Origin of the sequence: Pseudomonas iridis (assembly GCF_017980685.1) — a bacterium.
GTDB classification, from domain to species: domain Bacteria; phylum Pseudomonadota; class Gammaproteobacteria; order Pseudomonadales; family Pseudomonadaceae; genus Aquipseudomonas; species Aquipseudomonas iridis.
In genome coordinates this window covers 168,685-193,759 of sequence record NZ_JACXXO010000009.1, presented here as the reverse complement: position 1 = coordinate 193,759, position 25,075 = coordinate 168,685, and the positions used below count along the sequence as shown (strand labels likewise).

Genomic DNA, 25,075 nt, shown 5'->3' with positions numbered 1-25,075 from the left:
GAGGGATACGACAGTGCCACGTTCTCTGAAAAAAGGTCCTTTTATTGATCTTCACCTACTGAAGAAGATCGAAGTGGCGGCGGAAAAGAACGATCGCAAACCAATTAAGACTTGGTCGCGTCGTTCCATGATCCTGCCACAAATGGTCGGTCTGACCATCGCAGTACACAACGGTCGTCAACACGTCCCAGTTCTCGTTAACGAAGACATGGTCGGCCACAAACTGGGCGAGTTTGCCGGTACCCGCACTTATCGTGGGCACGTGGCAGACAAGAAAGCCAAGCGTTAAGGGGTTAGGAAATGGAAGTAGCCGCTAAGTTGTCGGGCGCTCGAATCTCCGCCCAGAAAGCCCGCTTGGTCGCCGACCAGATTCGCGGGAAGAAGGTGGGCGAAGCGCTCAACTTGTTGGCTTTCAGCAGTAAGAAAGCCGCCGAGATCATGAAGAAAGTGCTGGAGTCGGCCGTAGCCAACGCCGAGCATAACGAAGGCGCAGACGTTGATGACCTGAAGGTCAGCACCGTTTTCGTCAACGAAGGGCGTTCGCTGAAGCGCATCATGCCACGTGCCAAAGGCCGTGCTGATCGCATCGTCAAGCGGTCTTGCCATATCACTGTCAAGGTTGCTGACAAGTAACGGAGTCGAAGAGATGGGTCAGAAAGTACATCCCATTGGCATTCGCCTGGGAATCGTCAAGGAGCACACCTCCGTCTGGTACGCAGACGGTCGGACTTATGCGGACTATTTGTTCGCTGATCTGAAGGTGCGTGAGTATCTCCAAGACAAACTAAAAAGCGCGTCCGTAAGCCGTATCGATATCCATCGTCCGGCGCAAACTGCACGTATCACCATCCACACTGCTCGTCCAGGTATCGTTATCGGGAAGAAAGGTGAAGATGTTGAGAAACTGCGTCAGGACCTGACCAAGCAAATGGGTGTGCCTGTGCACATCAATATCGAAGAGATCCGCAAGCCGGAGCTCGACGGTATGCTGGTTGCGCAGAGCGTAGCTCAGCAGCTGGAGCGTCGCGTAATGTTCCGTCGCGCTATGAAGCGCGCTGTTCAGAACGCCATGCGCATTGGTGCCAAAGGCATCAAAATCCAAGTGAGCGGTCGTCTCGGCGGTGCTGAAATCGCACGTACTGAATGGTATCGCGAAGGGCGTGTGCCATTGCACACCCTGCGTGCCGACATCGACTATGCCAACTACGAAGCTCACACCACTTACGGTGTGATCGGTGTAAAGGTTTGGATCTTCAAAGGCGAAGTAATTGGTGGTCGCCAAGAAGAACTGAAACCACAAGCACCAGCGCCTCGTAAAAAAGCTGCTAAGTAAGGGGTACGCCAAATGTTGCAACCTAAGCGTACGAAGTTCCGCAAGCAGATGACAGGTCACAACCGTGGCCTGGCTCAGCGCGGTAGCAAAGTCAGCTTCGGCGAGTTCGCGCTGAAGTCTGTAGCTCGTGGTCGTCTCACCGCTCGTCAGATCGAGTCAGCGCGTCGTGCTCTGACCCGTCACGTTAAACGTGGCGGCAAGATCTGGATCCGTGTATTCCCGGACAAGCCGATTTCCAAAAAGCCCCTCGAAGTTCGGATGGGTAAAGGTAAGGGTAACGTGGAATACTGGGTAGCCCAGATTCAGCCAGGCAAAGTCCTGTATGAAATCGAGGGTGTAACTGAAGAGCTGGCGCGTGAGGCTTTTGCCCTGGCTGCTGCAAAGCTGCCGCTCGCCACCGCCTTTGTTAAACGGACGGTGATGTGATGAAAGCGAATGAACTTCGTGAAAAATCCGCACAGCAGCTGAACGAGCAATTGCTCGGCTTGCTGCGCGACCAGTTCAATCTGCGTATGCAGAAAGCAACTGGCCAGTTGGGGCAGTCTCATCTGCTCTCGCAAGTTAAGCGTGACATCGCTCGCGTGAAGACTGTGCTTAACCAGCAGGCAGGTAAGTGATCATGGCTGAAGCCGAAAAAACTGTCCGTACGCTGACTGGCCGTGTTGTCAGCGACAAGATGGACAAAACCATCACCGTTCTGATCGAGCGTCGCGTTAAGCACCCGATCTACGGTAAATATGTTAAGCGTTCGACTAAGCTGCACGCGCACGACGAAACCAATCAGTGCCATATCGGCGACAAAGTCACTATTCGTGAAACTCGTCCGATGGCCAAGACCAAGTCTTGGGCACTGGTTGATGTTCTCGAACGCGCTGTGGAAGTCTAAGGACTAGGGGTCGGAGAAATTATATGATTCAGACTCAATCCATGCTCGATGTGGCCGATAACAGCGGCGCTCGCCGTGTTATGTGCATCAAGGTGCTGGGTGGCTCCCATCGTCGTTACGCTGGTATCGGTGACATCATCAAAGTTACCGTGAAGGAAGCAATTCCTCGCGGTAAGGTGAAAAAAGGCCAGGTGATGACTGCTGTTGTAGTCCGCACTCGTCACGGCGTACGTCGTGCTGATGGCTCCATTATCCGCTTTGATGGCAACGCTGCTGTTCTTCTGAACAACAAGCAAGAGCCGATCGGCACCCGTATCTTTGGGCCAGTGACCCGTGAACTTCGTACTGAGAAGTTCATGAAGATCGTCTCGCTCGCCCCAGAAGTGCTGTAAGGAGATCCGACATGCAAAAGATTCGTCGTGACGACGAGATCATCGTGATCGCCGGCAAAGACAAAGGTAAGCGCGGTAAGGTGCTGAAGGTTCTTGCTGACAACCGTCTGGTTGTTGGTGGTCTGAACCTGGTCAAGCGTCATACCAAGCCTAACCCGATGTCGGGCGTACAAGGCGGTATCGTCGAGAAAGAAGCGCCACTGCACGCTTCTAACGTAGCCATCTTCAATGGCGAAACCAACAAGGCTGACCGCGTTGGTTTCAAAGTAGAAGAAGGTAAGAAAATTCGTGTCTTCAAGTCGACCCAAAAAGCGGTTGATGCTTGAACACTGCTAGGTAGAAGACCATGGCACGACTAAAAGAGATTTACCGGAAGGAAATCGCTCCGAAGCTTAAGGAAGAACTTAAGCTTTCGAACGTGATGGAAGTTCCGCGCGTTACCAAAATCACCCTGAACATGGGTCTGGGCGAAGCGATCGGCGACAAAAAAGTCATCGAGCACGCTGTTGCTGACCTGGAAAAGATCACCGGCCAAAAAGTCGTTGTGACCTACGCTCGTAAATCCATCGCTGGCTTTAAAGTCCGCGAAGGATGGCCGATCGGTGTCAAGGTGACTCTGCGCCGTGAGCGTATGTATGAGTTCCTGGATCGTCTGCTGTCGATCTCCCTGCCTCGGGTTCGCGACTTCCGCGGCCTGAATGCCAAGTCCTTCGATGGTCGTGGTAACTACAGCATGGGCGTAAAAGAGCAGATCATTTTCCCGGAAATCGACTACGACAAGATCGATGCTCTCCGCGGTCTGGACATTACCCTGACCACCACTGCCAAGAACGATGATGAAGGCCGCGCTCTGCTGCGTGCTTTCAAATTCCCGTTCCGCAACTGATTGGAGTAGGAAAATGGCCAAGAAGAGCATGAAAAACCGTGAGCTGAAGCGTCAGCTCACTGTTGCCAAGTACGCCACCAAGCGTGCAGCGCTGAAAGCTATCATCGTTGATCTGAACGCAAGTCCAGAAGCGCGTTGGGAAGCTACCGTAGCTCTGCAGAAGCAACCACGTGACGCAAGCGCTTCGCGCATGCGTAACCGTTGCCGCCTGACTGGTCGTCCGCACGGCGTTTACCGCAAGTTCGGCCTTGGCCGTAACAAGCTGCGTGAAGCTGCAATGCGTGGTGACGTTCCAGGTCTGGTTAAAGCCAGCTGGTAATCGCTGTCAAAGCCTCGATGGTCGGGTTTGCAAGAATCTGACTATCGGTGGTCTTGAATTTGAATCAAGCCCCTTTTGGGGCTTGATTCATTTCTGGGGTGTGTCTAGAATGACCGGCTCGCCTGAGCCCGTGTTTTTCATGCCCGGAAGTTCTCGGCGACAAGTAGTAGCCGCAAGGCTAATTTTTCTGTATTAGGAGCGTCTAGCCCATGAGTATGCAGGACCCGTTAGCGGACATGCTAACTCGAATCCGTAATGCCCAGATGGCTGAAAAGTCTGTCGTAAGCATGCCGTCTTCCACGCTGAAGGTGGCTGTAGCAAAAGTCCTGAAGGACGAAGGTTACATCGCGGATTTTCAGATCACCACCGACGCTAAGCCGTCGTTGTCCATCTCGCTGAAGTACTTCGAAGGCCGTCCGGTTATCGAAGAAGTGAAGCGCGTTAGTCGTCCAGGCCTGCGTCAGTACAAGTCCGTTGAAGATCTGCCGAAAGTTCGTGGCGGTCTTGGCGTGTCTATCGTCTCCACCAACAAAGGTGTGATGACGGATCGTGCTGCGCGCGCTGCCGGTGTCGGCGGCGAAGTTCTTTGCACTGTGTTCTAAGGGGGGATAAGCATGTCTCGCGTCGCTAAGAACCCCGTTAAGCTGCCAGCCGGTGTCGAAGTAAAATTCGCAGGCCAACAGCTTTCGGTGAAGGGTGCCAAGGGCACTCTTGAACTGAACATCCATTCGTCCGTTGAGATTGTTGAAGAAGCTGGTGAGCTGCGTTTCGCTGCTCGCAATGGCGATCAACAAACTCGCGCAATGGCCGGTACCACGCGTGCGTTGGTAAACAACATGGTCCAAGGCGTAAGCCAAGGCTTCGAGCGTAAGCTCCAGCTGGTCGGTGTTGGTTACAAAGCGCAAGCAAAAGGCACGGTTTTGAACCTTGCCCTTGGCTTCTCGCACCCAGTGGATTACGAACTGCCGGAAGGCATCACCGCTGAGACTCCTAGCCAGACCGATATCCTGATCAAGGGCATCGATAAGCAGCTGGTAGGTCAAGTGGCCGCTGAGATCCGCGACTTCCGTCCACCAGAGCCGTACAAAGGCAAAGGTGTGCGCTACGCGGACGAAGTCGTCCGTCGTAAAGAAGCCAAGAAGAAGTAGGGCATAGCAAATGACCGACAAAAAAGTTACTCGACTGCGTCGCGCTCGCAAAGCACGCCTGAAAATGCACGAACTCGAAGTCGTGCGTCTCTGCGTGTTCCGCTCGTCGCAGCACATCTACGCCCAGGTCATCTCGGCCGACGGCAACAAAGTCCTGGCAAGCGCCTCGACTTTGGATAAAGAACTGCGTGATGGTGCCACTGGCAACATCGACGCGGCCACAAAGGTTGGCCAGCTGGTCGCTACGCGTGCTAAGGCCGCTGGCGTCTCGCAAGTGGCTTTCGACCGCTCTGGCTTCAAGTATCACGGCCGCGTTAAAGCGCTGGCTGATGCTGCTCGTGAAGCTGGGCTGGAGTTCTAAGTTATGTCAAATAACGACCAAAAGCGCGACGAAGGCTACATTGAGAAGCTGGTTCAAGTTAACCGCGTAGCCAAAACCGTTAAAGGCGGCCGTATCTTCACTTTCACCGCGTTGACCGTGGTTGGTGATGGTAAAGGGCGTGTTGGCTTCGGCCGTGGCAAGTCACGTGAAGTGCCTGCTGCGATCCAGAAGGCAATGGAAGCTGCTCGCCGCAACATGATTCAAGTTGACCTGAACGGCACCACTCTGCAGTACGCAATGAAGTCCGCTCACGGCGCTTCGAAGGTGTACATGCAGCCTGCTTCTGAAGGTACCGGTATCATCGCTGGTGGCGCTATGCGTGCTGTCCTCGAAGTTGCTGGCGTTCAGAACGTTCTGGCCAAGTGCTACGGCTCGACTAACCCTGTAAACGTGGTTCACGCCACTTTCAAGGGTCTGAAAGCTATGCAATCTCCTGAGTCTATTGCCGCCAAGCGTGGCTTGACCGTCAAGGAGATCTTCTGATCATGGCTACCGTTAAAGTAACGCTGATCAAAAGCATGACCGGCCGCATCCCTAACCACAAATTGTGCGTTAAGGGTCTGGGTCTGCGTCGCATCGGTCACACTGTAGAAGTCCAGGATACTCCCGAGAATCGCGGGATGATCAACAAGGCTTACTACATGCTGCGTGTCGAGGGTTAATCGATGAAACTCAATGATCTGAGTCCAGCGCCGGGTTCCCGTCGTGAAAAGCATCGTCCGGGCCGTGGTATCGGTAGCGGTTTGGGTAAGACTGGTGGCCGCGGCCACAAAGGTCAGACCTCCCGCTCCGGTGGCACCATTGCTCCAGGCTTTGAAGGCGGTCAACAGCCGCTGCATCGTCGCCTGCCGAAGTTCGGTTTCGTTTCCCTGAAGGCTATGGATCGCGCAGAAGTGCGTCTGTCCGAGCTGGCTAAAGTGGAAGGCGACATCGTCACTGTGCAGTCCCTGAAAGATGCCAACGTGATTAACGTCAACGTACAGCGTGTGAAAATCATGCTGTCCGGTGAAGTGACTCGCGCTGTCACTATCGGCAAGGGAATCGGCGCCACCAAAGGTGCGCGTTCGGCTATCGAAGCAGCTGGCGGCAAGTTCGAGGAATAAATGGCTAAGCAAGGTGCTCTCTCTGCGCTCGGCAAAGGCGGTATGTCTGAACTCTGGGCTCGTCTGCGTTTTCTGTTCCTGGCGATTATCGTCTACCGAATAGGCGCACACATCCCGGTTCCAGGTATTAACCCGGACCGACTCGCAGAACTGTTTCGACAGAATGAGGGGACCATTCTTAGCTTGTTCAACATGTTCTCCGGCGGCGCGCTGGAAAGGATGAGCATCTTTGCACTGGGGATCATGCCGTACATTTCGGCATCGATCATCATGCAACTGATGACAGCCGTCAGCCCGCAGTTGGAACAGTTGAAGAAGGAAGGTGAAGCTGGGCGTCGCAAGATTGCTCAGTACACCCGCTACGGCACTGTCGTTCTCGCTCTCGTTCAGGCTATTGGCATGTCCATTGGTCTGGCGGGGCAGGGCGTATCGTTCACTGGTGACTTTGGCTTCCATTTCGTCGCGGTATCCACTTTTGTGGCTGGTGCGATGTTCATGATGTGGCTGGGTGAGCAGATTACTGAGCGTGGTGTTGGCAACGGTATCTCGATGTTGATTTTCGCAGGTATCGTCGCCGGTCTTCCGAGAGCGATCGGGCAGTCTTTCGAGTCTGCGCGTCAGGGTGACATCAACATTTTTGCCCTTGTTGCGATCGGTTTGCTGGCAGTAGCGATTATCGGTTTTGTGGTGTTCATTGAGCGTGGTCAGCGTCGTATTGCTGTTCACTACGCCAAGCGTCAGCAGGGCCGTAAGGTCTTCGCTGCGCAGACTAGCCACTTGCCGCTGAAGGTGAACATGGCCGGTGTTATTCCGGCTATTTTCGCGAGCAGCATTTTGCTGTTCCCGGCTTCGTTGGGTACCTGGTTCGGTCAGTCTGAAGGTTTGGGCTGGTTGCAGGACATCTCGCAGTCGATCGCTCCTGGTCAGCCGTTGAATATTCTGCTGTTTAGTGCAGGGATTATTTTCTTCTGCTTCTTCTATACGGCGTTGATGTTCAATCCGAAAGACGTAGCGGAAAACCTGAAGAAGTCCGGTGCCTTTATTCCGGGTATCCGTCCGGGCGAGCAGTCGGCGCGCTACATTGATGGCGTTCTGACCCGTTTGACCCTGTTCGGTGCTCTATATATGACGGCCGTATGTCTGTTGCCCCAGTTCCTGGTGGTTGCGGCAAACGTTCCGTTCTACCTTGGCGGGACCTCGTTGCTGATCGTGGTCGTGGTTGTGATGGACTTCATGTCCCAAGTACAATCGCACCTCGTTTCGCACCAGTACGAATCCCTGATGAAGAAAGCCAACCTGAAGGGTTACGGCAGCGGCATGTTGCGCTGAGTACCCATAAGGTTCGAGGAGTTGGTGATGAAAGTTCGTGCATCGGTGAAAAAGCTGTGCCGTAACTGCAAAATTATTCGCCGCGAAGGTGTTGTTCGAGTAATTTGCAGCGCGGAACCGCGTCACAAACAGCGCCAAGGCTGAGTGTGATCCGCTTGAAGCCCGGCAGCTAGTGCGCTGCCGGGTTGATTATTTGTTATTACAGCGATATTATCTCGCGCCCTATTTCTTGGCTTCCGGGGCGTAGGTAGCTGTCAATTGGAGTCCCACTGAATGGCCCGTATTGCAGGCGTTAACATTCCAGATAACAAGCACACTGTTATCTCGCTGACCTACATCTTTGGTGTTGGTCGCACTACTGCGCAGAAAATTTGCGCAGAGACTGGGGTAAACCCAGCCGCTAAGATCAAAGATCTGAGCGACGAGCAGATTGAACAGTTGCGTGGCGAAGTGGCGAAGTTCACCACTGAAGGTGACCTGCGTCGCGAAGTCAACATGAAAATCAAGCGTTTGATGGATCTCGGTTGCTACCGCGGTCTGCGTCATCGTCGTGGTCTTCCAGTGCGCGGTCAGCGTACCAAGACTAACGCGCGTACCCGTAAAGGTCCGCGTAAGCCGATCCGCAAGTAATCGCCCACGCGAATCGACAGGAAATTAATCATGGCAAAACCTGCTGCTCGTCCTCGTAAAAAAGTTAAAAAGACAGTGGTTGATGGCATCGCCCACATCCATGCTTCTTTTAACAACACAATCGTGACCATCACCGACCGTCAAGGTAACGCGCTTTCTTGGGCTACCTCCGGTGGTTCGGGTTTCCGCGGTTCCCGCAAGTCCACCCCGTTTGCTGCTCAAGTAGCTGCTGAACGTGCTGGTCAAGCTGCGCTGGAATATGGCCTGAAAAACCTCGACGTTAACGTCAAAGGTCCAGGTCCAGGTCGTGAGTCTGCTGTCCGTGCATTGAACGGCTGTGGCTATAAGATCGCCAGCATCACCGACGTGACGCCAATCCCGCACAACGGGTGCCGTCCGCCGAAGAAGCGCCGCGTGTAATCCAGGAGATTGTAAAGAATGGCTCGTTACATTGGTCCAAAATGCAAACTCGCTCGTCGCGAAGGCACCGATCTCTTCCTGAAGAGCGGCGTGCGCGCGATCGAATCGAAGTGCAACATTGAAGCAGCACCTGGTATCCACGGCCAACGCCGCGGTCGCCAGTCCGATTACGGCACCCAACTGCGTGAAAAGCAGAAGGTCCGTCGTATCTACGGCGTTCTCGAGCGTCAGTTCAGCGGCTACTACAAAGAAGCTGCTGGCAAGAAAGGTGCAACCGGTGAAAACCTGCTGCAACTGCTCGAATGCCGTCTGGACAACGTTGTATACCGTATGGGCTTTGGTTCGACTCGTGCCGAATCCCGCCAGCTGGTATCGCACAAGTCGATCAGCGTTAACGGTCAGACCGTAAACGTTCCGTCGTATCAGGTTCGTGCTGGTGACGTGGTTGCAGTTCGCGAGAAAGCAAAAAACCAGCTTCGCATTGTCCAAGCTCTCGATCTGTGTGCCCAACGTGGCCGCGTAGAATGGGTAGAAGTAGACACTGAGAAGAAGTCGGGCGTTTTCAAGAACGTTCCTGCTCGCAGTGATCTGTCCGCCGACATCAACGAAAGCCTGATTGTCGAGCTCTACTCCAAGTAAGGGCTAGAAAATAGGTGCATCCATGCAGATTTCGGTAAATGAGTTCCTGACACCCCGCCATATTGATGTGCAGGTTGTCAGTCCAACCCGCGCCAAGATCACTCTCGAGCCTCTCGAGCGTGGTTTTGGCCACACCCTGGGCAACGCGCTGCGACGCATCCTGTTGTCCTCAATGCCCGGCTGCGCAGTAGTCGAGGCCGAGATTGACGGTGTGCTCCACGAGTACAGCGCCATCGAAGGTGTACAGGAAGACGTAATTGAAATCCTGTTGAACCTTAAAGGTCTGGCCATCAAGCTGCACGGTCGTGACGAAGTTACGCTGACCTTGTCGAAGAAGGGTTCGGGGGTGGTTACCGCTGCCGATATTCAGCTGGATCATGATGTCGAGATCGTTAATCCCGATCACGTAATCGCTAACCTGGCGTCTAACGGCGCCCTGAACATGAAGCTCACTGTAGCTCGTGGTCGTGGTTATGAACCAGCCGACTCGCGTCAGAGCGATGAAGACGAAAGCCGCAGCATCGGTCGCTTGCAGCTTGACTCTTCGTTCAGCCCGGTTCGCCGTATCGCATACGTGGTGGAAAACGCCCGTGTCGAGCAGCGTACTAACCTGGACAAGCTGGTTATTGATCTGGAAACCAACGGTACTCTGGATCCTGAAGAGGCAATTCGCCGCGCTGCAACCATTCTGCAACAGCAGTTGGCTGCGTTCGTCGACCTCAAAGGTGACAGTGAGCCAGTGGTTGTCGAACAGGAAGACGAGATCGATCCGATCCTGCTTCGCCCGGTTGACGATCTGGAACTGACTGTACGTTCGGCTAACTGCCTTAAGGCGGAAAACATCTACTACATCGGTGACCTGATTCAGCGTACCGAAGTAGAGCTGTTGAAGACTCCGAACCTGGGTAAGAAATCCTTGACTGAAATCAAGGACGTTCTGGCCTCCCGCGGTCTGTCCCTCGGCATGCGCCTCGACAACTGGCCGCCTGCAAGTCTTAAGAAGGACGACAAGGCGACTGCCTGATCGTCGTAATCACCGAACGTAGTGTTTGGTAAGGAATGAACCATGCGTCATCGTAAAAGTGGTCGTCACCTGAGCCGCACCAGCTCGCACCGCAAGGCCATGTTCCAAAACATGGCGGTGTCGCTGTTCGAGCACGAGCTGATCAAAACTACACTGCCGAAAGCTAAAGAACTGCGTCGCGTTGCTGAGCCGCTGATCACTTTGGCCAAGACAGACAGCCTGGCTAACCGCCGTTTGGTTTTCGACCGTACTCGTTCGAAAGCTATCGTTGGTAAGCTCTTCAACGACCTGGGCAAGCGTTATGCTACCCGTGAGGGTGGCTACCTGCGCATCCTCAAGTGCGGCTTCCGCACTGGCGACAACGCGCCTATGGCGTACGTCGAGTTGGTTGATCGTGCTACCGGCGGTGAAGCTGTATCCGCTGAGTAAGACGTCAGTCTGAAACGAAGAACCGGGCCTAGTGCCCGGTTTTTTGTGTCTGTAAGAAAATGATTGATTCGTACAAGCTTGCGGCGCTTCTCTTTTGTCATCATGTGCGGGAAATGATCATTAGTAATTTTCTATCGATGTTTGCAAGGTAATGAATTTGTAGGTGCCATGTTGATCATCAATACTTCCCACCAAGCCGATTAGCCGGCAGTTTGAAGACTGAAAGAGGAAGAAGACCGTATGAGCCAGATGAAAACGCTTACGACCGCCAGTGGCGCTCCCGTCGCTGATAACCAGAATTCTCGCTCTGCCGGCCCGCGCGGCCCGCTTCTGCTCGACGATTTTCACTTGCTCGAGAAGCTCGCCCACTTCAACCGTGAAAATATTCCTGAGCGCCGCGTACATGCCAAGGGTTCGGGTGCTTACGGTACGTTCACTGTTACTGGCGATATCACCCAGTACACCAGCGCCAAGTTGTTCGAGTCTGTGGGCAAGCAAACTCCGACCTTTCTGCGATTCTCCACTGTCGGTGGCGAGCGTGGATCGGCTGATACCGAGCGCGATCCTCGTGGTTTCGCTTTGAAGTTTTATACCGAAGAAGGCAACTGGGACATCGTTGGCAACAATACGCCAGTGTTTTTTATTCGCGATCCCCTGAAGTTTCCAGACTTCATCCACACTCAAAAGCGTATGCCACAAAGCAACCTGAAAAGTGCGCAAATGATGTGGGACTTCTGGTCGCATTCACCCGAAGCACTGCACCAGGTCACGATTCTGTTCTCTGATCGCGGTATTCCCGACGGCTACCGTCACATGCATGGCTTCGGCAGCCACACGTACAGCCTGATCAGTGCGCAGGGCGAGCGTCACTGGGTGAAGTGGCACTACAAGACCAAGCAAGGGATCAAAAACCTCACGCCGGCAGATGCTGCGCGTCTGGCGGGCACCGATCCGGATTACGCCCAGCGTGACCTTTTCGAGGCGATCGAGCGCGGTGACTTCCCGAAATGGCGCGTGTGCATCCAGATCATGACCGAGGCTCAAGCTGCGGCGCATTTCGAGAACCCGTTCGATGTCACCAAGACCTGGTCGCAGAAAGAGTTCCCGCTGATCGAAGTGGGCGAGCTGGAATTGAACCGCAATCCACTGAACTACTTTGCCGAAGTCGAGCAAGCTGCATTCGGCCCAAGCAATATGGTTCCAGGCGTCGGTCTCTCGCCTGACCGTATGCTGCAAGGTCGTGTGTTCGCTTACGCTGATGCCCATCGCTACCGTGTCGGCACCAACCACCAGCAATTGCCGGTGAATGCTCCGCGCAGCCCGGTCAATACCTATCAGCGTGATGGCTCGATGGCTTTTGGCAGCAACGGTGGTGCGGCGCCCAACTACGAGCCGAACAGCTACATCGAGTCGCCAAAGCAAGCGTCGCATTATGCTGAACCTGCCCTGAGCTTGAGCGGTGCTGCTGATCGTTACGATCACCGCGAAGACACCGACTACTACAGCCACGCCGGTGCACTGTTCCGCTTGATGAGTGACGAGCAAAAAGCTCTGTTGGTCAGCAACATTGCCGGGGCAATGGGCGGGGTTTCGTCTGATGTCGTAGACCGCCAGTTGCAGCACTTTTACAAAGCCGATCCGGCGTATGGAGACGCAATCGCAAAACTGCTCAACGTACAGCTTAACGAAGTCTAAACGAGAAGCAGAACCGCCCTCATTTGGGCGGTTTTTGCGTTATTTAGGCCTCATTTCTCAGAATATCTTCGCTTTTATTGCGTAGAAAGGGTGACCTCCCGGTCCGGTTGGTTCAAACTACAGCCTTTCAAGCAGGGAGATGTAGGGCGATGCAAGGCCACCCAGACGTAATCGATTACCTCAACACGTTGCTGACCGGCGAACTGGCCGCGCGTGACCAATATTTCGTTCATTCGCGGATGTATGAGGACTGGGGGTTCACCAAGCTCTACGAGCGAATCAACCACGAGATGGAAGAAGAGGCTGGTCACGCCGATGCGTTGATGCGCCGGATTCTGATGCTTGAAGGCACCCCGCGTATGCGTCCGGATGATCTGGATGTCGGCACCACGGTGCCGGAGATGCTCGAAGCGGATCTGCGCCTTGAGTACAAAGTCCGCGCTGCGCTGTGTAAAGGCATCGAGCTCTGCGAGCAACACAAAGACTACGTCAGTCGCGAAATCCTGCGGATTCAGCTCAACGACACCGAAGAAGATCACACCTACTGGCTGGAAAAGCAGTTGGGCCTGATCAAGCTGATCGGTCTCGAGAACTATCTGCAATCGCACACGTCCTGACGCGATATAAAAAAGCCCCTGTCACTGTTGAGGTGACAGGGGCTTTTTCATGCCCGCTGTTTAGGCACGATCACGGATCAGCAACGGCTTGAGGTAGTAACCTGTGTGAGATTGCTTCATCTCGGCCACTTCCTCCGGTGTGCCGGTGGCGATGATCTGTCCACCCTTGGAACCGCCTTCAGGCCCGAGATCAACCAGCCAGTCAGCCGTCTTGATCACGTCCAGGTTGTGTTCGATCACCACCACGGTGTTGCCGTGATCGCGCAGGCGATGCAGCACGTCGAGCAATTGCTGGATATCCGCGAAGTGCAGGCCTGTGGTCGGCTCATCGAGGATGTACAGGGTCTTGCCGGTGTCGCGTTTGGATAGCTCGCGTGACAGCTTGACCCGCTGCGCTTCACCACCGGACAGCGTGGTCGCAGATTGTCCGAGCTTGATGTACGACAGCCCCACATCCATCAGCGTTTGCAGCTTGCGCGCCAGTGCCGGTACCGCATCGAAGAACACCCGTGCTTCCTCGATGGTCATCTCGAGGGTTTCGTGGATGTTCTTGCCCTTGTACTTGATCTCAAGGGTTTCGCGGTTGTAGCGCTTGCTCTTGCACACGTCGCACGGCACATAGATGTCCGGCAGGAAGTGCATTTCCACTTTGATCAGACCATCGCCTTGGCACGCTTCGCAGCGACCGCCCTTGACGTTGAACGAGAAACGACCAGGCCCGTAACCACGCGAGCGTGACTCCGGCACGCCGGCGAACAGTTCGCGGATTGGCGTGAACAGCCCGGTGTAAGTCGCCGGGTTGGAGCGCGGCGTACGGCCGATCGGGCTCTGGTCGATATCGACGACTTTGTCGAGATGTTCCAGACCTTTGATGCTGTCGTGTGCTGCAGCTTCCAGCGTGGTCGCACCGTTGAGTGCCGTAGCGCTCAGTGGGAACAGCGTGTTGTTGATCAGCGTCGATTTGCCCGAACCGGACACACCGGTCACGCACGTCAGCAGGCCGATCGGGATTTCCAGATCGACATTGCGCAAGTTGTTGCCGCGCGCCCCCTTGAGTGACAGGGTCAGCTTCTTGTTGCGTGGCGTGCGCTTGGCTGGCACTGCGATCTTCACCCGGCCCGAGAGGTACTTGCCGGTCAGCGAGTCCGGGTGCGCCATGACTTCGGCGGGCGTACCTTCGGCGACGATATGGCCGCCATGAACGCCAGCGCCCGGACCGATATCGACCACGTAATCGGCCAAACGGATGGCGTCTTCGTCGTGTTCGACCACGATCACCGTGTTGCCGATATCGCGCAGATGTTTGAGTGTACCGAGCAGCCGGTCGTTATCGCGCTGGTGCAGGCCGATCGACGGTTCGTCGAGGATGTACAACACGCCTACCAGGCCAGCACCGATCTGGCTGGCCAGACGAATCCGCTGGGCTTCACCGCCGGAAAGGGTGTCCGCGCTGCGGTCCAGCGACAGGTAGTCCAGCCCGACGTTAACCAGGAACTGCAGACGCTCGCGGATTTCCTTGAGGATCTTGTCGGCAATTTCGCCACGACGACCGGTCAGCTTCAGCGTGCCGAAATACTCGCAGGCATCGCCGATTGGCAGGTTGGTCACCGCCGGCAAAGTTTTCTCGCCGACCCATACGTGCCGCGCCTCGCGACGCAGGCGGGTGCCTCGGCAATCCGGGCAGGACTGGGTACTGAGAAACTTGGCCAGCTCTTCACGCACGCTCGCCGATTCGGTCTCGCGGTAACGCCGCTCCAGGTTCGGCACGATGCCTTCGAACGGGTGCGAACGTTTGACGATATCGCCACGGTCATTGAGGTATTTGAAGTCGACGTTCTGCGAGCCGCTGCCGTGCAGGATGGACTTCTGCTGATCGGCCGGCAGTTCGTTGAACGGCTTCTCCAGACTGAAACCATAGTGCGAGGCCAGCGAGCCAAGCATCTGGAAGTAATAGACGTTACGCCTGTCCCAGCCGCGGATCGCGCCTTCGGCCAGCGTCAGTTCGCCATTGACCAGTCGCTTGATGTCGAAGAATTGCTTAACGCCCAGGCCATCGCAGGTCGGGCAGGCGCCGGCCGGGTTGTTGAAAGAGAACAGTTTGGGCTCGAGTTCGCTGATCGCATGGCCGCAGATCGGGCAGGCAAAGCGTGCGGAGAAGATCATCTCTTCGCCCGGTTCGTCGTCCATCGGCGCCACGAGGGCAATGCCGTCCGCGAGTTTCAGTGCGGTCTCGAAAGACTCTGCCAGACGTTGCTGCAGATCGGCGCGAACCTTGAAGCGGTCGACGATTACATCGATCGAGTGCTTCTTCTGTTTATCCAGTTTCGGCAGCTCGTCGAGCTCGCAGATCCGGCCATTGACCCGGGCGCGGACGAAACCTTGCGCACGCAGTTCTTCAAAAACCGACAGGTGCTCGCCTTTGCGTTCGCGAATCACCGGTGCCAGCAGCATCAGTTTGCTGCCTTCCGGTTGCGCCAGTACCAGGTCGACCATTTGGCTGACGGTCTGCGCTTCCAGGGGAATATCGTGATCCGGGCAGCGCGGCGTACCGACGCGTGCATAGAGCAGGCGCAGGTAGTCGTAGATTTCGGTGATGGTGCCGACCGTGGAGCGCGGGTTGTGGGAGGTCGACTTCTGTTCGATGGAGATTGCCGGCGACAGGCCTTCAATGGTGTCGACGTCAGGTTTTTCCATCATCGACAGGAACTGCCGGGCGTAGGCCGACAGGGATTCGACATAGCGGCGCTGACCTTCGGCGTACAGGGTGTCGAAGGCCAGGGAAGACTTGCCGGATCCGGACAGGCCGGTGATGACGATCAGTTTGTCCCGTGGCAGGGTCAGGTCGATGTTCTTCAGGTTGTGGGTACGGGCCCCACGTATCAGGATCTTGTCCAAAGTGGCCTCGCTCGGCGGGCGTCGAAAACGTAGGAGTATACGGGCAAATACTGGATGGATGCACACTATCAAACCAAGCGTTTTTTGCCTTGTATGAAGAGAGTTTCATCTATGCGTGGCAAAGCGTCGCGATATACCCCGTCTTTCGATGGGACTGGTAGAATCGCCGCCGGTTCACACGAGGTTTTTCCATGCACGATCCCCACAGCGAACGCATGAGTGGCAGCGAGACCCGCGCAGCGAGCGGTCTGGCCCTGGTGTTCGCCTTCCGTATGCTTGGCATGTTCATGGTGTTGCCGGTACTGGCGACCTACGGCATGGATCTGGCAGGAGCGACCCCGGCCCTGATTGGGTTGGCTATCGGCGCTTACGGCCTGACACAGGCGATTTTCCAGATTCCGTTCGGGTTTATTTCCGACCGCATCGGCCGCCGGCCAGTGATTTATCTGGGGCTGATCGTCTTCGCCCTCGGCAGTGTGCTGGCCTCTCAGGCCGACTCGATCTGGGGCGTGATCGCCGGGCGGATCCTGCAGGGCGCCGGGGCGATTTCCGCTGCGGTCATGGCGTTACTGTCTGACCTGACCCGTGAACAACACCGCACCAAAGCGATGGCGATGATCGGCATGACCATTGGCCTGTCATTCGCCGTGGCCATGGTGGTCGGGCCGCTGCTGACCAGTGCCTTCGGCTTGTCCGGATTGTTTCTCGCCACTGGCGCGATGGCGCTGGTCGGAATCGTGATCGTCATGTTCATGGTGCCCAAGTCCACCGGGCCATTGCAGCATCGTGAGTCGGGAGTGGCGCGGCAGGCGTTGCTGCCGACGCTCAAGCATCCGGATCTGTTGCGCCTGGATCTGGGCATCTTTGTGTTACATGCCATGTTGATGTCGAGCTTCGTCGCGCTGCCCCTGGCACTGGTGGAAAAAGCCGGTTTGCCCAAGGAGCAGCACTGGTGGGTCTACCTGACGGCACTGCTGATTTCGTTCTTCGCCATGATCCCGTTCATCATCTATGGCGAGAAGAAACGCAAAATGAAACGAGTTTTGCTCGGCGCCGTCATGACGCTGATGCTGACTGAGCTATTCTTCTGGCAGTTCGGTGACAGCTTGCGGGCTCTGGTGATTGGCACGGTGGTGTTTTTCACCGCGTTCAATCTGCTGGAGGCTTCATTGCCGTCGCTGATCAGCAAGGTTTCACCGGCGGGTGGGAAGGGCACGGCCATGGGCGTGTATTCCACCAGCCAGTTCCTCGGTTCGGCTCTCGGCGGGATACTCGGCGGCTGGTTGTTTCAGCATGGCGGTCTGTCGGTTGTGTTCCTTGGATGTGCCGGGCTGGCTGCCATATGGCTGGCCTTTGCTGTTACCATGCGCGAACCTCCCTACGTGACGAGCCTGCGCTTGCCGTTGTCGCCCGAGGCGATCCGCGAAGCGGGTCTGGTCGAGCGCCTAAAGGCCCTCGTAGGGGTAACCGATGCAGTGATAGTTGCTGATGAAGCGGCTGTTTACATCAAACTGGACAAAGAATTAGTGGATCGCGACACCCTCGAACGCCTGGTGAACAACCCGGCCGGGGCTGCTTGCGAAGCCTAGGAGAACGTTATGGCCCGTGGGGTTAACAAAGTCATATTGGTCGGCACTTGCGGCCAGGATCCCGAAGTTCGCTACCTGCCTAACGGTAACGCCGTGACCAACCTGAGTCTGGCAACCAGCGAACAGTGGACCGACAAGCAAACCGGTCAGAAGGTCGAGAAGACCGAATGGCACCGTGTTTCGATGTTTGGCAAGGTTGCAGAAATCGCTGGCGAATACCTGCGTAAAGGCTCGCAGGTTTACATCGAAGGCAAGCTGCAGACCCGTGAGTGGGAAAAAGACGGTATCAAGCGTTACACCACCGAAATCGTGGTCGACATGCAAGGCACCATGCAACTGCTCGGCGGCCGTCCACAACAGGGCGAGCAACAAGGCGGCGGCAACAACTATCAGCAGTCCGCTCCAGCGCCACGTCAGCAGGCTCCACGCCCGCAGCAGTCGGCTCCGCAACAGCGTTCGGCCCCGGCTCCACAGCAAGCCGCGCCGCAACCAGCTCCGGATTTCGACAGCTTTGATGACGATATTCCGTTCTGATTCGTATCCTGAATCGCTCCGGATTTAACCTCAGAACCCCCGCATTGCGGGGGTTTTGTGGTTTTGGCAGGGCTGAAAGTGGCGGGCGCTCCTAGAGATGACTGAACAGTCCCGGCGATTGCACCAGTAAAGTTTTGTACTGAGTCTTGAAGGCAGGGCCAAGCCGATCCATGATCCGTCCCGGCGACTGGCGATCCAGTCGATTTTCTGCAAGAACAGGTCCCCCGGTGTAGGGGCTGTTCCATAACAACAAGAGAAACCCATGAGCAGTAGCAAGAACAAGGAAATCGAGTACCTGCGCGGCGTGGCGATCCTGATGACGGTTTTGGCTCACATCACTCTGATGTTGCCGTTCCATGCGGGGTTCTTTGGGAGTTTGCTGAATGTGTACTCACCCTGGTCAGGGGTGGATCTGTTTTTCTGTATTTCCGGTTACGTGGTCAGCAAGGCCTATCTCGATTACTTCGACAAGAATCGCGAACAGAACCGGTTCGGCGTCGCTGCTACTTCTTTCTGGATCCGTCGCGCTTATCGTCTGCTGCCCACCGCGTGGCTATGGGTGCTGATACCGCTGGCGTTCTCGATCTTCTTCAACCAGTCGAATGCATTCCAGTCGTGGTTCGAGAACCTGCGCAGCTTTACCGCAGTCGCTACATTCTCGGGCAATCTGGCGAACCAGTATGGCGTGCTGCTGGGGCCGAATTCGGTGTACTGGAGCCTGGCGCTGGAAGAGCAGTTCTACTTTATCTTCCCGCTGTTCCTGTTGCTGATCACCTCTACGCGCTGGCGGGTAATCGCCTTGATCGCGCTGATTGCCGTGCAGTTTCCTCTGGATCGCAATGGCTTTGGCGCGCCACCCGCCCCGATGCTTTTCTCGTTCCGGCTGGACGCGATGATGTGGGGCATTCTGTTGTGCCTGTTCACGCGCACGTCCTTGTACAAGCAAATCGAGCCTGTGGCGCTGGGCGACAGCCTGTTCAAGCGACTGGGCATCACGCTGTTTCTGTTTTACATGCTCGGCGCCATTGCCGGCCAGATGATCTCGATGCCGATCGCGGTCGGGCTGATTGCGCTGAATGCATTGATCCTGGTCTGGCTCTCCAGTTATCAAAAAGGCTACATTTACTGCCCGGCGATGTTGAGCGGGTTCGGACAATGGCTGGGGTCGCGCTCCTATGCGTTGTACGTCATCCATATGTTCGCCTACCACTTGAGCACTGAAATCTGGAGCCGCGTGGCCAGCGAGCGGGGCGTAGCGCTGGGCCCAGAGTTCACGGTGCAAATGGTGCTCACCGCATTGGCGATCATGGCCGTGTGCAGTGAGTTGAACTACCGCTTTGTCGAGACGCCACTGCGCCGTCGGGGGGCGGAAATCTCGCGCCGCAGAATGGCCGGCATCGGCACCCACGAGGCGCCCAAAGAAAAGCCTCTGGCGGATACGCCGGCTCGCTCTACCGAGCTTTCATAACCGGGGCCAGAAACAAAAAACCCGTAGCGCTTTCACGCTACGGGTTTTTTGTTGCTGAAAATTTGCGCTTTTAACGGCTCAGTCCAGGATCAGGTGCGGCAAGAACCGACTCGAATCCTTGGTAATCAGACTGTTGTCCTCACGTACACCAATCCCCGCCGCTTGATCACCAATTACCCAGGAGCCGATCAGCGTGTAGCTGTCGTCAAACTTCGGCAACGGCGCAAACTCCTGCAGGATGAACGGTGCATCGGTGTAAGGCCCGTCTTCTTTGACGATCAAGCCGTCCGCGGTTTGCAGCTCGATGTTGGCGCCTTCCCGGGAAAAGTACGGCTTGCGCACCCAGCCCTTGGGCACGGCGCTGGCCGGATTCGGATCGAGGTGTGCCGCGAGCAGATTCGGATGGCCCTCGTGCAACTCCCACAGCAACGGCAACGCGCCTTTGTTCGACAGGATCGCCTTCCACGCCGGCTCGAAAAACTGCGTATCGCACGCGGCAATTGCCGCGCCGAACGGCTCGTGGAAGATGAACTCCCAGGCGTGCAACTTGAACAGGTGCGGGATCCAGCGATCCTGCAGGTCGACGAAACGGCCGTCGGCACTGAGGCCAATGTCCTCGATGTCGATGTGCCGTGATTCGATGCCGACTTTTTCCGCGATCAGGCGCAGGTAGTCCGTGGTGCCCTTGTCTTCAACCGAGTCTTTCATCGAGGAGAAGTAGAACGGCCGCTTGAGCTGCAACTCGGCGAAGGCTTGATGCAGTTTGGTGTCGATGCTGTTGAACTGGTCGGCCTGGCTCGGCAGCGTGCCGCGCTCGATGCATTGCTCCAGCCAGCCCCACTGGAACGCCGCTGCTTCGTAGAGGCTGGTTGGGGTGTCGTAGTTGAGCTCCAGCAGTTTTGCCGGACCGTTGCCGCTGTAGGAAAAGTCCATGCGTCCGTACAGATGCGGATGACCTTCCAGCCAGGACGTGCGGATCATGTCGTAGTACGCAGGCGGGATGCTCAGTCGATCAAGCAACTCTTCACTGCGCACTACGCGGTCGACCAGGTCCATGCACATCTCGTGCAGTTCGGTGGTCGGGTCTTCCAGATCATTTTCGATCTGCGCGAGCGTGAACTGGTAGTACGCGCTTTCGTCCCAGTAGGGCTCGTCGTCGATGGTGTGGAACATGAAGCCGAGGCGCTCGGCTGTCTGTTTCCAGTCGGGGCGCTCGGCGCAGTGGATCTTTTTCATGGTCAGCTGCTCGAACGACCGGAACTGCTACCCCAGCCACCCCAACCGCTGCGCGCGCTGGACTGGCTGCCGAAGCCGCCACGGGAAGTCGAGGAGGCGACGTTCACCGGTTTGCTTCTGGTGCTCTCGTAGTCCGGTTGGCTGCGCGGTGCCGATTCGATTTTGCGGTACTGCGTCGAAGTGTTGTAGGTCTGGCGTGTATCGCGGTCGCGGTAAACCGTGCGGTTGGAATTGTTGCTCATCGCATTGCCGATCAGCCATCCGGTCAACATGCCATTGCCGCCGCCACCACCGGAGTAGTGCGAGGTGCTCTGGGTCGCGTTGCTGGATGTTGTGTCACCCGCCGGCATCTGCGCGTCGGCGATGGCATCAAGATTTTGCGCGGCTTCACCGGGCTGCGGCACTTTGAAGCCACCGAGTTTCGGCACGAAGCGGCCATCGGAATTTTTCTGACACCAGTCGGCGGCAAAATCCGCATCGCATTTGGCTTTGTCGTCGTACGCCGGAGCGATGCGTCGGTGCTCGGTCAGGGCCGCAACGTAAGCATTCGAGCAAACATCAGCGGCGACTTCGGCATCGACGCACTGTTCCACGCTCTGGAAGTTGCGGGGCTGATCGACTGCCGCCGCTTCGCCAGAGATGGCCATGGCCACCGATGCTGCGAGGGACAACTGAACGTATTTACTTCGTTTCATCTCAGGCTTCCTGCCGATCAGTTGGACGGCGTCATGCACGCAGCGTTGAGCATGCCAACGCTAATCGCCACGGCGGCGACGTAGATGCCAGCGGCCATTTCACCGTTGGCGATGCGCTGCGAAGTACCTTTGAGCACCAGGGTCGTGCCAAGGAACGCCAGCAGTTGCACCACTGCGGCGATCACCGCCCAAACCACGAAGTCGACAACGTTGACCGAGAAGGCAATCACGTTGCTGGCGGGAATGGCGAAACCGATGATTGCACCGGCCAGCGCGACGGCAGCGGCCGCGTTGCCTGAACGAATCAGCTCGAACTCTTTGTGCGGAGTGACGCGGGTGTAGACGAATTGAAACAGCATGAACAGCAGCACGGCGCCGATCAGGTAGACGATGAAACCGGTCAACGCGGTCTTGTTAAGGGATACGGCCAGCACTTCCAGCATGGAAAACTTCCTTATTTAAATGGTGCTCAGGTCAGTCGTGTACAACGAGATGCCCAGCGAGGTGCTCAGACTGACGGTGCCTTCTTCATCCTGTTCGACGGAGAACAGCAACAGTTCGCGGCGATCGGTCAGGCCGGTCTCGCGTGCGTAAAGCATCGAGTGGTGGTTGATGGTGTAGCTTTCGTCCACATTGACCACGTGTTCGGTCATCGGCACCAGTTCGGTCTGGCCTTGTTCGGTGCCCCACTCGCGGGTGTATTCGACGCCTTCGTGGGTGTAGGTCGGCAGGCCAATCAGGCTGTTGGGGCCGGCCAGGCGCTGCAGTTCGGCATCGCTTTTGACGGTCACGTACGTGAGGTAGTTGAACAGCGTGACGGATTCGATCTGGTCATCGCCGGTGACGTGGATCTGCACCCAGAAATCCTCGTCGTTCATGTAATAGCGGTGCAGTTTGTTGGACTGGCCAAGATCGACCCAGCCTGCGCTCCAGACCGCCTGATCGAAGGGCACACGCACCGAAGTCGAACCGTCGAGCAGCAACGAAAGGGTGGAATCGAACCTGACACCCTTGCCTTGCGCCATGCCGAGTGGGCCGCTGGCAACGGTTGGCGTTGGCGCAGCGGTCTGCCAGTTGCTGGTGCCCAGCAAATCTTTAAACCATCCCATGGGTACGTTCCTTGAAGCGGGTGGAGGTGTTCGTTGGCAAAAAAACGTCGCTAGTGTACCGGGCTGCGTGGTGAACGAGCAGAAGGATTTGAAGCCGATAAACCATGTGGGAGCGAGCCTGCTCGCGAATGGTGCGTGTCAGTCAACATGGATGTCGACGGGTACACCGCTTTCGCGAGCAGGCTCGCTCCCACAGGTTTGGCGCAGTTTTTACTGAGCGGATTTCTGCTTCAGGCGCTCGAGGATCGCATTGGCGCTGCCCTCGTTCGGCGTGATACCGGCGTCGCGCAGTTTGCGGTCCAGATCGTTGCCGGTCGCGGCATCAGCCAGTTCGTCCGCAGCGCTCAGTTCGGCAGCACGCTGCTGCTGTTTGGCTTGCAGGCGGTTCAAAGTGCCGACTGCGGTTTCCAGTTTGCCGTTGGCACCGCCGCTGGCTATGGACGCGCTGACCTGGGCTTTCTGCACGCTGTCACGGGCCTTGGCCATGTCCACTTGCTGGCGCAGGCTTTTGATCCGCGATTCGGCCTTGTTGATGTCTTTGCGCATGTTGGCGGCGTAGGTGCCGAACTCGTCGCTTTGTTTCTTCTCGACATCCAGGTCGTTGGTCAGGGTCGAAATCGCTTCGGCCACTTCCAGTGCCAGGTCTTCACGGCCGGCGTTCAGGGCCGAGACAGCCTTGGCTTCCAGGTCCTTGATCTTAGCGTCGTACTCGCTCACGCGGTCAGCAGCCAGTTTGTGTTTGGCCATGATGGTGACCAGTTCACGACGGGCGTTCGACAGCGCGGTATCGGCGTCGCGGATTTCCTGATCGAGGATGCGCAAGGCCTGTTGGTCGACGATGCTTTCGCCGACTTCACTGGCGCCGCCGCGCAGTGCGGTGAACAACTTGCTCCAGATGGACTGAGTCATTGGATATTCCCTGTTGATTACTTGAAGAAGTGTTCGAAGGCTTCGCTCGCGCGCTGCACGTTGTCGACCAGGGTTTTCACCTCGGTGACCACGTTGGTCAGGCTCGAGTCGGCGCTCAGTGCGCCAAACATGTTGTAAACGGTCTGGCCGTTAGGCATCGACTCGATACCGATCGACGACAGCGGGAACATTTCCCGGCTGCGCAATACGGCGTCGTTGAAGGCATGGACGTCAGTGATCGAATCGATGTCCACCAGCACGGTGTCGACGATGATCTGCTGACCGGCCAGGGCGATGTGAATCGGCAGGCCGCCGAAATCGTTCATTTCCAGCTTGATGCTGGGCTCGGAGCTCTGGATCAGAGACAGCGTGATCTCTTGCGAAGCCACCTCGTCCAGTGCCTTGAGGGCGTTGAAGAGGCTATCGATGTTCCAGTTGTTGCCTGCGCTCATGTAATTCTCCGACATGAATGAGCCAGCCAGAATCGGTTGGCGTAGCTGTTGCTCCATCTGCTTGAGCAAGCTTCGGTTTTCGGGAAGCACCCAAGTTTCGTGTTTCACATAACCGGCGGCAGCCAGGCCCGCGCGCATCTGCTTCATGTAGAAACTCGACGGTTTTTTTGCGGACGGTTTCGAGCGCTCTCCCTTTGGGCGTTCTGATGCAATAGTGGGGGAGCGGCTTTTCATGGCAGTGACTCGGTTATGAATGTCTCACGCGTGAGACACACTACAACCAATCCAAAATGCCATCAATGACTCACGCGTGAGATTTTCATGACAAGCGAAAAAAGGCCCGCAGCGAGGCGGGCCTTGTTGTTCAGAAAGTATCGCGCGGCAGGGCTTTAGCGATTGGCGGCGAGGAATTCGTCGGTCGACACCACACTGGCGTACGCAAATCCCAGCGCCGACATGAACGCGGCGTGGACGTGCGCCGCCGGTACGGTGAGACCGTTGAACTCCAGATCACGGCTGGCGCAGGCGTCGTGGATCACCGTGACGCTGTAACCCATATCGGCCGCGGCACGGGTGATGCCGTCCACGCACATGTGACTCATGCTGCCGACCACCACCAATTCCTTGATGCCTTGTTCTTCCAGAATCGATTGCAGTTCGGTTTCGCGGAACGAGTTGACGAAATGCTTGAGCACCACGGATTCGTCGGCGCGGTTGAGTACTTTCGGATGCAGCTTCGCGCCGTCGGAACCTGGCGTAAAAAACGGGGCCTCGGGGGAGGTGAATTCGTGGCGGATATGGATCACCGAATCCCCCGCATCACGGAACGCGGCGATCAGTTGGACGGCGTTGTCGGCAGCGGCGTCGGCACCGACCAGCGGCCACTTGCCTTGGGGGAAGTAGTCGTTCTGGATATCGACTACGATGAGCGCTTGCTTGGCCATGGGTGTGTCCTT

The 25,075-nt window shown here is 56.5% G+C and carries 36 protein-coding genes; 28 read left to right on the top strand and 8 right to left on the bottom strand.

The window, feature by feature from the left end; genetic code table 11:
* Positions 1–13: 13 nt before the first annotated feature.
* The 25 genes from rpsS to bfr all read left to right on the top strand — a co-directional run bounded on the left by rpsS (position 14) and on the right by bfr (position 13,232).
* On the top strand, positions 14–289 hold the full coding sequence (gene rpsS / locus IEQ42_RS16885) for a 30S ribosomal protein S19 (protein WP_003228731.1): 276 nt from the start codon (positions 14–16) through the stop codon (positions 287–289).
* A gap of 11 nt (positions 290–300) precedes the next feature.
* On the top strand, positions 301–633 hold the full coding sequence (rplV, locus tag IEQ42_RS16880; RefSeq protein ID WP_003103908.1) for a 50S ribosomal protein L22: 333 nt from the start codon (positions 301–303) through the stop codon (positions 631–633).
* Positions 634–646: 13 nt separating this feature from the next.
* Complete coding sequence (gene rpsC, locus IEQ42_RS16875; RefSeq protein ID WP_003176422.1) at positions 647–1,333, top strand: 30S ribosomal protein S3; 687 nt, start codon at positions 647–649, stop codon at positions 1,331–1,333.
* Positions 1,334–1,345: 12 nt separating this feature from the next.
* The gene (gene rplP, locus IEQ42_RS16870; protein ID WP_003232424.1) at positions 1,346–1,759 is read left to right on the top strand and encodes a 50S ribosomal protein L16; all 414 of its coding nucleotides are present in this window, start codon (positions 1,346–1,348) and stop codon (positions 1,757–1,759) included.
* Positions 1,759–1,950: a 50S ribosomal protein L29 gene (gene rpmC, locus IEQ42_RS16865; protein WP_002555481.1), complete on the top strand. Its 192-nt coding sequence runs from the start codon at positions 1,759–1,761 to the stop codon at positions 1,948–1,950. The genes rplP and rpmC overlap by 1 nt, the downstream gene beginning before the upstream one ends.
* Positions 1,951–1,952: 2 nt before the next feature.
* On the top strand, positions 1,953–2,219 hold the full coding sequence (gene rpsQ / locus IEQ42_RS16860) for a 30S ribosomal protein S17 (protein ID WP_003194644.1): 267 nt from the start codon (positions 1,953–1,955) through the stop codon (positions 2,217–2,219).
* Between the two features lie 23 nt (positions 2,220–2,242).
* The gene (gene rplN / locus IEQ42_RS16855) at positions 2,243–2,611 is read left to right on the top strand and encodes a 50S ribosomal protein L14 (RefSeq protein ID WP_002555479.1); all 369 of its coding nucleotides are present in this window, start codon (positions 2,243–2,245) and stop codon (positions 2,609–2,611) included.
* An 11-nt stretch (positions 2,612–2,622) separates the two neighbouring features.
* The gene (gene rplX, locus IEQ42_RS16850) at positions 2,623–2,937 is read left to right on the top strand and encodes a 50S ribosomal protein L24 (protein WP_042561341.1); all 315 of its coding nucleotides are present in this window, start codon (positions 2,623–2,625) and stop codon (positions 2,935–2,937) included.
* A gap of 20 nt (positions 2,938–2,957) precedes the next feature.
* Positions 2,958–3,497, top strand: a complete 540-nt coding sequence (gene rplE / locus IEQ42_RS16845) for a 50S ribosomal protein L5 (RefSeq protein ID WP_003210069.1) — start codon at positions 2,958–2,960, stop codon at positions 3,495–3,497.
* A 13-nt stretch (positions 3,498–3,510) separates the two neighbouring features.
* Positions 3,511–3,816 (top strand): 30S ribosomal protein S14, encoded by a 306-nt coding sequence (gene rpsN / locus IEQ42_RS16840; RefSeq protein ID WP_003228726.1) that lies wholly within the window; start codon positions 3,511–3,513, stop codon positions 3,814–3,816.
* A 209-nt stretch (positions 3,817–4,025) separates the two neighbouring features.
* Positions 4,026–4,418, top strand: a complete 393-nt coding sequence (gene rpsH / locus IEQ42_RS16835) for a 30S ribosomal protein S8 (RefSeq protein WP_007966178.1) — start codon at positions 4,026–4,028, stop codon at positions 4,416–4,418.
* Positions 4,419–4,430: 12 nt separating this feature from the next.
* Complete coding sequence (gene rplF, locus IEQ42_RS16830) at positions 4,431–4,964, top strand: 50S ribosomal protein L6 (protein WP_003176412.1); 534 nt, start codon at positions 4,431–4,433, stop codon at positions 4,962–4,964.
* A gap of 10 nt (positions 4,965–4,974) precedes the next feature.
* Complete coding sequence (rplR, locus tag IEQ42_RS16825; RefSeq protein WP_003186037.1) at positions 4,975–5,325, top strand: 50S ribosomal protein L18; 351 nt, start codon at positions 4,975–4,977, stop codon at positions 5,323–5,325.
* A gap of 3 nt (positions 5,326–5,328) precedes the next feature.
* On the top strand, positions 5,329–5,829 hold the full coding sequence (gene rpsE, locus IEQ42_RS16820; protein WP_003176409.1) for a 30S ribosomal protein S5: 501 nt from the start codon (positions 5,329–5,331) through the stop codon (positions 5,827–5,829).
* 2 nt (positions 5,830–5,831) lie between these two features.
* Entirely contained in the window at positions 5,832–6,008 is a 177-nt protein-coding gene (gene rpmD / locus IEQ42_RS16815) for a 50S ribosomal protein L30 (protein ID WP_003176408.1), read from the top strand.
* 3 nt (positions 6,009–6,011) lie between these two features.
* Complete coding sequence (gene rplO, locus IEQ42_RS16810; protein WP_042561340.1) at positions 6,012–6,449, top strand: 50S ribosomal protein L15; 438 nt, start codon at positions 6,012–6,014, stop codon at positions 6,447–6,449.
* On the top strand, positions 6,450–7,778 hold the full coding sequence (gene secY / locus IEQ42_RS16805; protein ID WP_042561339.1) for a preprotein translocase subunit SecY: 1,329 nt from the start codon (positions 6,450–6,452) through the stop codon (positions 7,776–7,778). It begins immediately after the preceding gene.
* A gap of 27 nt (positions 7,779–7,805) precedes the next feature.
* Complete coding sequence (rpmJ, locus tag IEQ42_RS16800) at positions 7,806–7,922, top strand: 50S ribosomal protein L36 (protein ID WP_002555468.1); 117 nt, start codon at positions 7,806–7,808, stop codon at positions 7,920–7,922.
* Between the two features lie 129 nt (positions 7,923–8,051).
* Complete coding sequence (rpsM, locus tag IEQ42_RS16795; protein WP_210704227.1) at positions 8,052–8,408, top strand: 30S ribosomal protein S13; 357 nt, start codon at positions 8,052–8,054, stop codon at positions 8,406–8,408.
* 30 nt (positions 8,409–8,438) lie between these two features.
* The gene (gene rpsK, locus IEQ42_RS16790; RefSeq protein WP_002555466.1) at positions 8,439–8,828 is read left to right on the top strand and encodes a 30S ribosomal protein S11; all 390 of its coding nucleotides are present in this window, start codon (positions 8,439–8,441) and stop codon (positions 8,826–8,828) included.
* Positions 8,829–8,846: 18 nt separating this feature from the next.
* Positions 8,847–9,467 (top strand): 30S ribosomal protein S4, encoded by a 621-nt coding sequence (rpsD, locus tag IEQ42_RS16785; protein ID WP_003176404.1) that lies wholly within the window; start codon positions 8,847–8,849, stop codon positions 9,465–9,467.
* A gap of 22 nt (positions 9,468–9,489) precedes the next feature.
* Complete coding sequence (locus IEQ42_RS16780) at positions 9,490–10,491, top strand: DNA-directed RNA polymerase subunit alpha (RefSeq protein ID WP_003186012.1); 1,002 nt, start codon at positions 9,490–9,492, stop codon at positions 10,489–10,491.
* A gap of 42 nt (positions 10,492–10,533) precedes the next feature.
* Positions 10,534–10,920, top strand: coding sequence for a 50S ribosomal protein L17 (rplQ, locus tag IEQ42_RS16775; RefSeq protein ID WP_042561338.1), 387 nt, complete (start codon positions 10,534–10,536; stop codon positions 10,918–10,920).
* 240 nt (positions 10,921–11,160) lie between these two features.
* Positions 11,161–12,615 (top strand): catalase, encoded by a 1,455-nt coding sequence (locus tag IEQ42_RS16770; RefSeq protein WP_210704226.1) that lies wholly within the window; start codon positions 11,161–11,163, stop codon positions 12,613–12,615.
* Between the two features lie 149 nt (positions 12,616–12,764).
* Positions 12,765–13,232: a bacterioferritin gene (gene bfr / locus IEQ42_RS16765; RefSeq protein ID WP_047303712.1), complete on the top strand. Its 468-nt coding sequence runs from the start codon at positions 12,765–12,767 to the stop codon at positions 13,230–13,232.
* Between the two features lie 60 nt (positions 13,233–13,292).
* Here bfr and uvrA read toward each other — a convergent pair whose 3' ends face one another.
* Positions 13,293–16,127, bottom strand: coding sequence for an excinuclease ABC subunit UvrA (gene uvrA, locus IEQ42_RS16760; RefSeq protein WP_042561335.1), 2,835 nt, complete (start codon positions 16,125–16,127; stop codon positions 13,293–13,295).
* 191 nt (positions 16,128–16,318) lie between these two features.
* Between uvrA and IEQ42_RS16755 the strand changes: the two genes are divergently transcribed.
* The 3 genes from IEQ42_RS16755 (at position 16,319) to IEQ42_RS16745 (ending at position 19,718) form a co-directional block, all read left to right on the top strand.
* Positions 16,319–17,716, top strand: a complete 1,398-nt coding sequence (locus IEQ42_RS16755; RefSeq protein WP_042561334.1) for an MFS transporter — start codon at positions 16,319–16,321, stop codon at positions 17,714–17,716.
* 9 nt (positions 17,717–17,725) lie between these two features.
* Positions 17,726–18,250, top strand: coding sequence for a single-stranded DNA-binding protein (locus IEQ42_RS16750; RefSeq protein WP_042561333.1), 525 nt, complete (start codon positions 17,726–17,728; stop codon positions 18,248–18,250).
* 262 nt (positions 18,251–18,512) lie between these two features.
* On the top strand, positions 18,513–19,718 hold the full coding sequence (locus IEQ42_RS16745) for an acyltransferase family protein (protein WP_210704225.1): 1,206 nt from the start codon (positions 18,513–18,515) through the stop codon (positions 19,716–19,718).
* 78 nt (positions 19,719–19,796) lie between these two features.
* On the opposite strand, the gene IEQ42_RS16740 is transcribed toward IEQ42_RS16745, so the two are convergent.
* The 7 genes from IEQ42_RS16740 to IEQ42_RS16710 form a co-directional block, all read right to left on the bottom strand.
* Entirely contained in the window at positions 19,797–20,954 is a 1,158-nt protein-coding gene (locus tag IEQ42_RS16740; protein ID WP_210704224.1) for a glutathionylspermidine synthase family protein, read from the bottom strand.
* A gap of 2 nt (positions 20,955–20,956) precedes the next feature.
* Positions 20,957–21,649, bottom strand: coding sequence for a DUF1190 domain-containing protein (locus IEQ42_RS16735; RefSeq protein WP_210704223.1), 693 nt, complete (start codon positions 21,647–21,649; stop codon positions 20,957–20,959).
* A 17-nt stretch (positions 21,650–21,666) separates the two neighbouring features.
* The gene (locus IEQ42_RS16730) at positions 21,667–22,092 is read right to left on the bottom strand and encodes a DUF350 domain-containing protein (protein ID WP_042561324.1); all 426 of its coding nucleotides are present in this window, start codon (positions 22,090–22,092) and stop codon (positions 21,667–21,669) included.
* A gap of 15 nt (positions 22,093–22,107) precedes the next feature.
* The gene (locus IEQ42_RS16725) at positions 22,108–22,758 is read right to left on the bottom strand and encodes a DUF2491 family protein (RefSeq protein ID WP_210704222.1); all 651 of its coding nucleotides are present in this window, start codon (positions 22,756–22,758) and stop codon (positions 22,108–22,110) included.
* A 210-nt stretch (positions 22,759–22,968) separates the two neighbouring features.
* Complete coding sequence (locus IEQ42_RS16720) at positions 22,969–23,667, bottom strand: PspA/IM30 family protein (protein WP_042561322.1); 699 nt, start codon at positions 23,665–23,667, stop codon at positions 22,969–22,971.
* A 17-nt stretch (positions 23,668–23,684) separates the two neighbouring features.
* The gene (locus IEQ42_RS16715; RefSeq protein ID WP_224787147.1) at positions 23,685–24,266 is read right to left on the bottom strand and encodes a YjfI family protein; all 582 of its coding nucleotides are present in this window, start codon (positions 24,264–24,266) and stop codon (positions 23,685–23,687) included.
* Positions 24,267–24,508: 242 nt separating this feature from the next.
* Positions 24,509–25,063, bottom strand: a complete 555-nt coding sequence (locus tag IEQ42_RS16710) for a cysteine hydrolase family protein (protein ID WP_210704220.1) — start codon at positions 25,061–25,063, stop codon at positions 24,509–24,511.
* Positions 25,064–25,075 lie beyond the last annotated feature (12 nt).